Source organism: Maribacter confluentis, assembly GCF_030505015.1.
In the GTDB taxonomy this organism is placed as follows: Bacteria; Bacteroidota; Bacteroidia; order Flavobacteriales; family Flavobacteriaceae; genus Maribacter; species Maribacter sedimenticola.
In genome coordinates, this window is record NZ_JAUKUC010000003.1 from 1 (window position 1) to 9,146 (window position 9,146).

General features: G+C 38.0%; 12 protein-coding genes and 3 pseudogenes. 2 read left to right on the top strand and 13 right to left on the bottom strand.

What is annotated here, in order from left to right; genetic code table 11:
• A pseudogene (locus tag Q2T41_RS19385) lies at window positions 1-922 on the bottom strand (cysteine desulfurase family protein); the annotation flags it as partial.
• Between the two features lie 112 nt (window positions 923-1,034).
• Between Q2T41_RS19385 and Q2T41_RS19390 the strand changes: the two are divergent.
• The gene (locus tag Q2T41_RS19390) at window positions 1,035-1,427 is read left to right on the top strand and encodes a hypothetical protein (RefSeq protein ID WP_304437507.1); all 393 of its coding nucleotides are present in this window, start codon (window positions 1,035-1,037) and stop codon (window positions 1,425-1,427) included.
• Between the two features lie 111 nt (window positions 1,428-1,538).
• On the opposite strand, the gene Q2T41_RS20840 is transcribed toward Q2T41_RS19390, so the two are convergent.
• On the bottom strand, window positions 1,539-1,820 hold the full coding sequence (locus Q2T41_RS20840) for a Smr/MutS family protein (protein ID WP_367186917.1): 282 nt from the start codon (window positions 1,818-1,820) through the stop codon (window positions 1,539-1,541).
• A gap of 25 nt (window positions 1,821-1,845) precedes the next feature.
• Window positions 1,846-2,082 (bottom strand): DUF8465 domain-containing protein, encoded by a 237-nt coding sequence (locus tag Q2T41_RS20845; RefSeq protein WP_367186918.1) that lies wholly within the window; start codon window positions 2,080-2,082, stop codon window positions 1,846-1,848.
• A gap of 156 nt (window positions 2,083-2,238) precedes the next feature.
• Here Q2T41_RS20845 and Q2T41_RS19400 point away from each other — a divergent pair, with 156 nt between their 5' ends.
• Window positions 2,239-2,394, top strand: a complete 156-nt coding sequence (locus tag Q2T41_RS19400) for a DUF2752 domain-containing protein (protein WP_304437508.1) — start codon at window positions 2,239-2,241, stop codon at window positions 2,392-2,394.
• Here the strand turns inward: Q2T41_RS19400 and Q2T41_RS19405 are convergent.
• From Q2T41_RS19405 to Q2T41_RS19450, 10 genes and pseudogenes are all read right to left on the bottom strand, one after another.
• Window positions 2,323-2,710 (bottom strand): annotated as a pseudogene (locus tag Q2T41_RS19405) (GDSL-type esterase/lipase family protein); the annotation flags it as partial. The gene Q2T41_RS19400 and the pseudogene Q2T41_RS19405 sit on opposite strands and share 72 nt — an antisense overlap.
• 111 nt (window positions 2,711-2,821) lie before the next feature.
• Window positions 2,822-3,616, bottom strand: a complete 795-nt coding sequence (locus tag Q2T41_RS19410; protein WP_304436617.1) for a cupin domain-containing protein — start codon at window positions 3,614-3,616, stop codon at window positions 2,822-2,824.
• Window positions 3,617-3,761: 145 nt separating this feature from the next.
• On the bottom strand, window positions 3,762-4,463 hold the full coding sequence (locus tag Q2T41_RS19415) for a pectinesterase family protein (protein WP_367186921.1): 702 nt from the start codon (window positions 4,461-4,463) through the stop codon (window positions 3,762-3,764).
• The gene (gene pelA, locus Q2T41_RS19420) at window positions 4,394-5,455 is read right to left on the bottom strand and encodes a pectate lyase (protein WP_367186922.1); all 1,062 of its coding nucleotides are present in this window, start codon (window positions 5,453-5,455) and stop codon (window positions 4,394-4,396) included. The genes Q2T41_RS19415 and pelA overlap by 70 nt, the downstream gene beginning before the upstream one ends.
• A complete protein-coding gene (locus Q2T41_RS19425) occupies window positions 5,371-5,661 on the bottom strand; it encodes a hypothetical protein (protein ID WP_304437509.1) in 291 nt (96 codons plus the stop codon). The genes pelA and Q2T41_RS19425 overlap by 85 nt, the downstream gene beginning before the upstream one ends.
• Before the next feature lie 55 nt (window positions 5,662-5,716).
• Entirely contained in the window at window positions 5,717-6,355 is a 639-nt protein-coding gene (locus tag Q2T41_RS19430) for a Gfo/Idh/MocA family oxidoreductase (RefSeq protein ID WP_304437510.1), read from the bottom strand.
• Window positions 6,325-6,713: pseudogene (locus Q2T41_RS20850) on the bottom strand (Gfo/Idh/MocA family protein). Before Q2T41_RS20850 ends, Q2T41_RS19430 begins: the two are co-directional and overlap by 31 nt.
• Window positions 6,714-6,885: 172 nt before the next feature.
• A complete protein-coding gene (locus tag Q2T41_RS19445; RefSeq protein ID WP_304437513.1) occupies window positions 6,886-8,139 on the bottom strand; it encodes a glycoside hydrolase family 88/105 protein in 1,254 nt (417 codons plus the stop codon).
• 71 nt (window positions 8,140-8,210) lie between these two features.
• The gene (locus tag Q2T41_RS20855) at window positions 8,211-8,615 is read right to left on the bottom strand and encodes a glycoside hydrolase family 88 protein (RefSeq protein WP_367186919.1); all 405 of its coding nucleotides are present in this window, start codon (window positions 8,613-8,615) and stop codon (window positions 8,211-8,213) included.
• Window positions 8,533-9,146: glycoside hydrolase family 88/105 protein (locus Q2T41_RS19450; RefSeq protein ID WP_367186920.1), on the bottom strand; the 614-nt coding region annotated here is incomplete at its 5' end. The genes Q2T41_RS19450 and Q2T41_RS20855, both read right to left, overlap by 83 nt.

Below are 9,146 nucleotides of genomic sequence, written 5' to 3' on the forward strand. Positions count from 1 at the left end.
TCCGTAATGGCAAACAAACGTTCACCAACGTATAGGTACTATTTTCCATATCTGCGGAATGTCCGTTAAATTTGGCTTCCGGTATATCCTTTCTTACCTGTTCTATAAAATACCTCTTAAGTCCTTCTACATATTTCTTTTCCGTTTCCAAATTATCATAGGCGTGCACAAAACGCTTCTTGGAGACCAACAATATTATGGAAAGACTCCGTACCTGCCCTGAGCCCACGTTCTTGAGACCCTCCGGATATCATACAGCTCATACCTGAATTTTTCGGATAAAAGCAAAACCAATTCCTTTAGGCCCATGAAATTTATGAGCTGCTGCAGCTAGAAAATCTATTGGAAACTTTTTTACATCCCATTCATAATGACCTAAGGATTGAACAGCATCGGAATGTACCAAGGCATCGTATTTTTTGGATAATAAGGTAATCTGTTCCAAATCTATTTTATTGCCTATTTCATTGTTCACATGCATAAGGCTTACCAATTTTTTAGAACCATTGCTTTTCAAAAGTTCTTCCAAATGCAACAAATCAGGATTGCCATAAGCATCCAAATTAACATATTGTAATTCTATAAGACCTTTTGCTTCCAGTTCCTCTACCGTATGCAGTACTGCATGATGTTCTATTCTAGTAGTGATTATAGTCTTTACCCCTAGATCACGCACCGCACATCTTAATATCATATTATCCGCCTCAGTACCTCCACTGGTAAAAATAATTTCAGAAGGCTGTGCATTAATATATTTGGCAATTGTCTTTCTTGCACTTTCTATGGCCGTTTTCGCTGTTCTGCCAAAACTATGTGTAGAAGAAGGATTTCCGTAGGAATTAGCCAATGCATCCTGCATTTTTGAAATTACCTTAGGGTGAACCTGTGTTGTTGCCGCATTATCTAAATATACCTGTTTCATCAAAACCTGCTCTAATAAATAAAGAACAAAAATAGCTCAAATAAAGTTAATTTACCCATAAATGGAGGGTGTGCTTTCCATGGGTTTATAATTTTTAAATTAAATTTGATGTATGAAAAAATACCTACTAATTGGTTGTTTATTTTTATTGTTTGCCTGTGATGATGGCGACCTTCAAATAGAAACAGTGGACTTTGATAGCATAGACAATGTCCAAAATTGTGGAACGTTATCCACATCTTCTACCAACGTGGTTTTTAAGATCAATGGTGACGAGTCCTTGATCATTACCTTGGCTAGCGGACTCCTAAAAAATGAAGTAACCACGACGGATAGGGAAAGTGCTGTTCCCGGAAACTCACAAGTAAGCTATCGTATATTTTCTGAAACCGTAACCAGTGCCTATTTTGTGATGCACCACCACCACTTACACCAACGGTCATTGAAGAAATTGAGGCTGAAGGCGGCTCTGTTACCGTTAGTACTACAACGGCGGATAGCGTAACCTTTACGCACACTATCAAGCTAAGTGGCATTACATTTGTCAATGAAAATGGAAGTAGAATTACAGATCTGCAGATTAATGAGTTTGGTGAAGTAACTACTGGCGGATAATCTAAGGGTTTTGGTAGACATAAACTTCTGTTGCCCCTAGGCCATATTTTTGATACTCTGCATCATAATATTTAATATTCCCATATTTATTGAAAAGGTAACGTAATTCTTCCTTTAGAATTCCTTCCCCTACTCCGTGGATAAAGACAATTTTTTGAATGCGTTTGGCTATGGCAAAATCCAATTGCCTTTTTGCGGTTTCCAATTGCAGGTTCAGAATAGCATAGTTGTCCAGTTGTTTAGGATTTTTCACCAATTGGTTAATATGCAGGTCCACTTCCATCTTAGGGGCGTTACGCTCTTTTGGCTTAACAATGGTAGATTTTTTTCCGCTTTGGTATTTCCTTTTCTTTTTTAATGCGAGCAATATCAAAATTAGAGACACGTATATCGTTGGCCATTAACACAAGTTCATGGGGCTCATAGACTAGAGGAAAACCATCATCGCTAATGATCGTTATATCCTTACCGTTAATGGCATTTACCCTTCCCTTGATAACATCATCAATTGTTTCTACAATATCGCCTATCTGAAATTGAGACATGTTTTTATTTTGAATACACAAAAATAATGGTAATTTTCCAACTTAGAATTTCTATAAAATGCGATTAAGGGCATTATTTATTTATTTGGGGTTGGATAATTTTATGTTGCCCTGTTTTACTAAAAATTAATAGGGATAGATTGTCCAGGTTGCGGTATGCAACGTGCCATACTTTTTTTGACCAAGGGAGAATTTATTGAGGCATTTAAAATGTATCCTGCCATTTATCCCATGCTATACCTCCATAGGGTACAGACCATGGGTATCTACCAAAGTCCCAAATTCATTGAAATTTCTTCTGACAATGGATGAGAACAATATGGGATATGCCCCCTTTTCCCTTGTCTCCAGCACAAAGCGTTTTAAATTGCCCTATACGTAGTATGCGGATTGGTATATCTTGTTGAATCCTTGAATTTTTGATCATTATGACCAAACTGAATAAAGACATAATCCCCTGGAAATAGGTTTTTTGAGACGGCATCCCATCTACCTTCAGAAATAAAACTCTTGCTACTACGCCCATTTACGGCCCTGTTAGCCACCTGGATATATTCATTGAAAAATTCCGGCAGCACTTGGGCCCAACCATGTTCAGGATTTTCTAACGGGTTTACTTATCCGCCATAGTAGAATCGCCAATACAATATATGGTCGTTACCTGTGCTTTACCAGTAAAGGACAGGAGTATAAAAAAAACAAGGAATGGTATACGCATGATGCAATCAATTCTAGACTATTAATTCCATTTAAAGGCAAAATAAGCACAGGGACTCTCAGTGGCATTTCTTATACCGTGTTGTTGTTGAGAATTAGCCAAATAAAAATCGCCTTCCCCTGCCTTATACTCTTTACCATCTATGGTCATTTCCGTTTTTCCGGATAGGATAAGGATAATTTCGGTTTCCTCATGCGCATGTGGCTTATGGCTGGGTCCTTTCTGGTCCAATTGGGTAATGTGCATTTCAAAACGTTCGCACATAGCCGTGGCCCTATCAAAATAAGGAATACCACCACCTCGTTCACTTTTGTTGAAAACCAACGAATCTTTATTAAGCATTAACGACCCACCATTAGCAATACCCCTTTGAATATTCATATTTTTTTTAGATTGATATTGCATTACATAATAGGTAAGATTGGTATCCCCAATATTCTCAATACTGTGCATTTGCTGTGGCATCAATAAAATAACACCACCAGGACCTAGAATTTGTGATTGCCCCTCAATAGTCACCTTCATGGTACCTTCCTTAACAATAATACATTCTTCCTTTGCCTCGTTTGCATGGGGAGGATTTGGTTTTGCACCGGGATATTGCGTAGTGGCATGTATTCTAAAATATTGTAGATGCGACCCAGTACCTTCCAATATTTTTCTGGACTCCCTCATTTCACCCTTTTTCACCGGGTGGTCCTTCCATTTATATACTCCAGATTTAACAGGTTGTAAACCATCCATAACATTAGGTTTTAAATTCACGGTGAACGATAGCAATACCAATGCAAACAATAATACAAGTTTAGTTTTCATATATTAAGTGCTTTATATTTTTACTTGTTGAATTCTACCATTACTTGAACACCACATCAATCTATCTGAAACCACAAGGAATTACCTAGAATGGTTTTTCTTTCATATTCCTTAATCATATTTGGCCCTAATTGATATGACCATTCTACCCGTTGCTTAGGTATAATCCTGGTCCTGTATTATTATATTCCGCATAAAAGGATTGTTCTTCCGCTTCTTTATTGGACCAATTGTCCCATCCTTTAGGAACAATATGGCTCCCCATTTCACAATTTAAAAACACGGTTTTTGCATGGGTTCGCCAAGGGCGCCCTAAATATACCTGCGTTACCTCCTTAGGGGCGGTCAATCTACAGTTCTTAAATACAAAACCGTAAGCAATACCTTTGGGTGTTGATGCCGCCGTTATATAGGAGTTTTTTTTACTATGAATTATACAGTCCTCAAAAAATGCGGTTGCCTGTCCAAAAATAAAATCCGTAGTTCCTTCAATATAGCAATTTTTAAAATATTGTACATAGCCCTCACCTGTAACATAGACCGTGTCCTGATTACCCATGATCCTACAATTTTCAATTTTTACCCTGTTTGCATGTACAGCTAGGGCAATGGCTTGGCCCACTTCGCCTGCGGTATTTTTTAAGGTAACGTTCGTGAGGTAAAAATCGTTTCCTTCTATTGAAAACGTTGGGGTGTGGAACGTACTGTTCCTTCCTAGATTTATTTTATTGAAATGGTCATCAAAGGTAATAATGGTATTTTCCGTGCTTTCACCAATTATACGCATATTGGTATTCCATTCATATACCTTAACCTTTTCATTATATATGCCATTCTTGAGCAGTATTGTAACCGATTTATCAGGAAACCTTTAGCGGCATTTATGGCGGATTGCAAATCAAAAAAATCGCCCGAACCATCTTTTGCAACGGTCATATTATAAATATCAATCTTGTTTACCTTAGTCCTTTTGATAGTGACATTTTTCTGCCATTGAGAAAATTCATCCAACACTTCCTGAGGTTCATCCGTGTACCAACGGTACCCATTTCTTCGTTCATCGCCTATTTCTGATAACGAATATTTTTTAATTCCGTCCCGATCACAAAAGAATGCCCTATTATCATCTAAATTCATAAATCGGCCCCAAATAGGTTTAACATTGTGTTCTGCAATAACTTTCTTATCGATCACTTTACCATCACTATTATATATTCTTTCTACACGTGTATCGGTAATCTGAGCTTTTTTAAACCAATTACTGGCAGCCGTAACAGAATTGATAATTTCTTCAGAAGGATTTTTAATGGACATTAATAACAACACAATTTTTGCAGATTCCTTACCGCTTAACGAGGGTAGTTCATATGCCCTAGCTTTAGCGGGTGCATAAGTCTCCACATCATGTTGTGCACACCATGCCGTCAAAACCCCATTTTGTTTGTACTGGGTTTTTAAAATGCACTGTACGCCCTTGTCAAACGCATTTTTTGCTGCATTTTTAAGTGCAGCCGATATATTTAAGTGATCATATTTTTGGGTCTCATAGATATCCCTTAGCAAGTTCATAACATTGACCATGGCATCATCATTATATGTTATATGGGTATAATACCCTTTTCTAAGCGGATAAAATTGTGGCCAACCACCATTCTCGTACTGGGCCTGTATCAAGTATTCCAATCCTTTAATAAAAGCTATTCTATATCTTTCATGGTTATGATGCGCATATACTTTGGCCAGAAATATCATTTCTAAAGTAGTAGCGCCGTTATCAATAGTAGCGCCAACATTGTCATTTTTATCAATGTGCAGTTGTACCTTTTCCTTTGCCGTAATATTTTGGGCTGTTTATTTTTTGGCCAACCGCCAATCTCTTTCTGAAGCAACAATACATTATCCGCCACTTCTAATATCTCTGGAGATGCGTATAGATTTGGTTCGTTTGAATTTACCAGTTCGCCCCACGAATGATCTAAAACCTGACCATGAACAGTTGTACCTGCAATTAATATGAGCATAAAGAGTACTATATTCCTGACCATAATTATTAAATAAATGAAAATTTGATGTTCCTTTTTAATGTTTGAACATTGATAGTTAAAGGGCAATCACCCTTTTTTCCTTATTGCTTGCAAGGCAGGCCTCTATCACTTCAATAACAAGGGCCGCTTCTTCACCGGTTACCGGCAAGGTTTTATCATTTCGTATTGCATCCACTACTCCATCAAAATACTGCATATAGTTACCTGCCAAAGTGGGCACCTTAATTCGGTTTTCATAACCATCAATTTCAGCATGTAAGAGTCCCATTTCATTCTCCGGTTCTATGCCATACCCTTCACCCCCTGGTATTTCACCACGCTGCAGTGCCGCTTCCTGTACGTCTGCCCTAGATTTTACAAAGGAACCTTTTGTACCGTGAAGAGTAAAGCCCGTAGTGACCTCCTTAACGAATAGGCTTGATTTTAGGGTTACCCTAAATGTGTCATAAAACAACCTAACATCAAAATAATCCACCACTTTGGCCCCTGGCCTAAATACCTCCAGATCTGCAAAAACCGCATTTGGCTTGCCAAATAAATGAAGAGCCTGGTCTATTAAATGCGACCCCAAATCATATAGTCCGCCAACGGCTGGCGTATCTACCTCTTTGTGAGCTTTAGGGCTTAAACCAGGGTGGTAGCGATCATAATGAATGTGTGCCTCTACCAGTTGCCCAAGGGAATTGTTTTCCAAAACCTTTTGTACGTTTTAAAGTCACTGTCATATCTTCTATTATGAAAAACAGATAGTTTTAGATCGTTTTTTTTCGCCAATGCAATTAGCTCATTTGCCTGCTCCGTACTTGCTACAAATGGTTTTTCTACAATGACATGCTTAAATGCCTCCAAGGCTTTTTGGCATATTCATAATGTGTAACACTTGGCGTATTCACGATCACCAACTCTACCTTATTGTCCGCCAAAAGCTCATCCAACGTTCTAAAGGTGATAATATCAGGATATTTTTTGACTGCCTCATTTTTGATTCGTTCCCAAACCGCATAAAGGTTAAGGTTAGGGTTTTTAGCGGCAAAAGGGGCATGAAAAAACATAACCGCTCATACCAAATGAACATAGCGCTACATTAATTGGTTTCATTGTTGGTTTTTTGGTTACTTCTTAATAAATGTACAATAAATCCTATCTCCATGAGATGAATTTTACGATCAGGAATGTGTTGGTCATCCTCATCGTTACCAACAAAATGCAGTATTTAATTCATTTTCAAATACCAATGATCATTTTGTTGGCTATTCTCTTTTCATAATGTTTGAACACGAATATTTTACCTATCCAATTCCAATGCCGCAAACATAAAAGGTCCTGTACCTTTGGATCGTTTGAACGAATAATCTCGTTGACATAATAATCAAACGAACCATCCCGATACGGATCTCCACCTAAACCTGCTACTCCACAACATTTGTTCAAATTAATGACCCCGTTATCCTCTACCGTGACAAATTGCTCTAAAATACCATCAAACCCTTTTTTTGCATTGACCAGGTAATCAGATGAGATATATCCCTTATTGGCTCCTTTGGCCAAAACATAGGTGAACATACAAGACCCCGTTGCCTCCAGGTAATTACCTTTGCGGTCAGGAAGATCAAGTACTTGCCACCACGTACCCCCTTGATCCTGATATTGAACAATTGCTTCCGCGTATTGTTTTAAATAATTAATGATACGTTCTCGCCCCGGGTGTTCTTCTGGCAAGTAATCTAATATATCTACCATTGCCATACCGTACCAGCCCATTCCGCGCGACCAAAAATGCTGCGATAACCCGGTTTCCCTTATTGGCCCATCGTTGTTCTTTGCTTTCGTCCCATCCATGAAAATATAATCCGGTTTTGGGGTCTCTACTGTGTTTTTCAATAAGGTCAACTGTAAAACAATATGGTCAATTACCTTATTGACCTCATCTTCCTCTAAATATTTTAAAGCATATTTTGCATGGAATGGTTCTGCCATGAACAGACCGTCCAACCACATTTGGTATGGATATCTTTTTTTATGCCAATATCCGCCTTCAGAAGTAGTAGGTTGTCCTTCTAATTGTTTATGAAGGGTATCCATGGCCATTTTAAATCTTGGTTCCGGATTTTTTTCCTGTAACCAGAAAATGGCATCACCGGATTTGATCATATCCAAATTATAGGAAGTAAGGTCATAAGTTACAATGGTACCATCTTCCTTGATCATTCTATTGGCGTAATCATACACATAATCATATAGTTTTTGATTACCCGTTTGTTCATAGACACGTTCTATGGCCTGTAACACCAAACCGTTAGTATAGCTCCATCTAGATTCCTTTTGAAAATCCAGTAATGTTGGATCCGGAAACCTGTGAATTTCCGAAAGTGCCATTTTTTCTGACCATTTGGAATTTTCCGGAACTACCATTTCTTCCGTGGCTTCCTTGTCATTGGCATTTTCTTTCTTTTCTGTCTTACAGTTTAGTAACAACATGGCACACAACAAAAGTGAAGTGACCCTAAAATTGAAATGATTTTTTTCATAATTGCTGTAGAAATGAATTACTATCTATTTAATGCTAATGCCGCCAGAATAAAAGGACCGGTGCCATGCAGATTATCCGTAACTATTGGCTCACTTATATAATACTCAAAGCTTCCGTCCCTATATGGATTTCCACCTAAGCCGGCACTTTTACAAATGTTATTAATATGAACCTCACCATCTGCCTCTACCTCTACCACTTCTGATAATAGTCCATCAAACGTTTTATGGGCGATTGATTTAAATTTTACAGGCAGATATCCCTTTTCATTACCTTTGGCAAAAGCATAACAGAACATTTCCGAGCCAGAAGCTTCTAGGTAATTCCCTTCCATTTCTCCCTTATCGGTTACTTGATACCATAAACCGGTTGGGTGTTGAAAGGCGAGTAAACTCTGAGAAAGTTGATTTAAGTAATTTATCAAAACACTTTCTTTTGGGATGGTTTTCCGGATAGAAATCCAAGACATCTACCAAAGCCATTAAGTACCACCCCATTGATCTAGACCAAAAATTTGGACTTTTACCATCCTTTTTGTTGGCCCAGTCCATTTGTTTACTTTCATCCCAAGCATGGAATAGTAGTCCGGTTTCCTCATCCAAGGTTTGTTTCCATATCAACTCAAATTGATGGGCAATATCGTCCAATCTGTCTCCATCCTCAAAAGTAGTATTATACTGTGCATAAAAAGGTGCCCCCATATATAGACCGTCTAACCACATTTGATTGGGGTAGATTTTTTTATGCCATAAACCATTGGACGATGTTCTAGGGTGATCCTCCAATTGGCTGCGCAATGTTTTCATAGCCTGCAAATACCTTTGATCATTTGTTGTTTTATATAACTTAAACAGTATTTTACCTGCATTGATATTATCAATATTGTAGGAGTCTTTGGTATATCCATGAATAATGCCCGAGGAATCTATTAACGTTTCCCCAAAATCCTGTATAT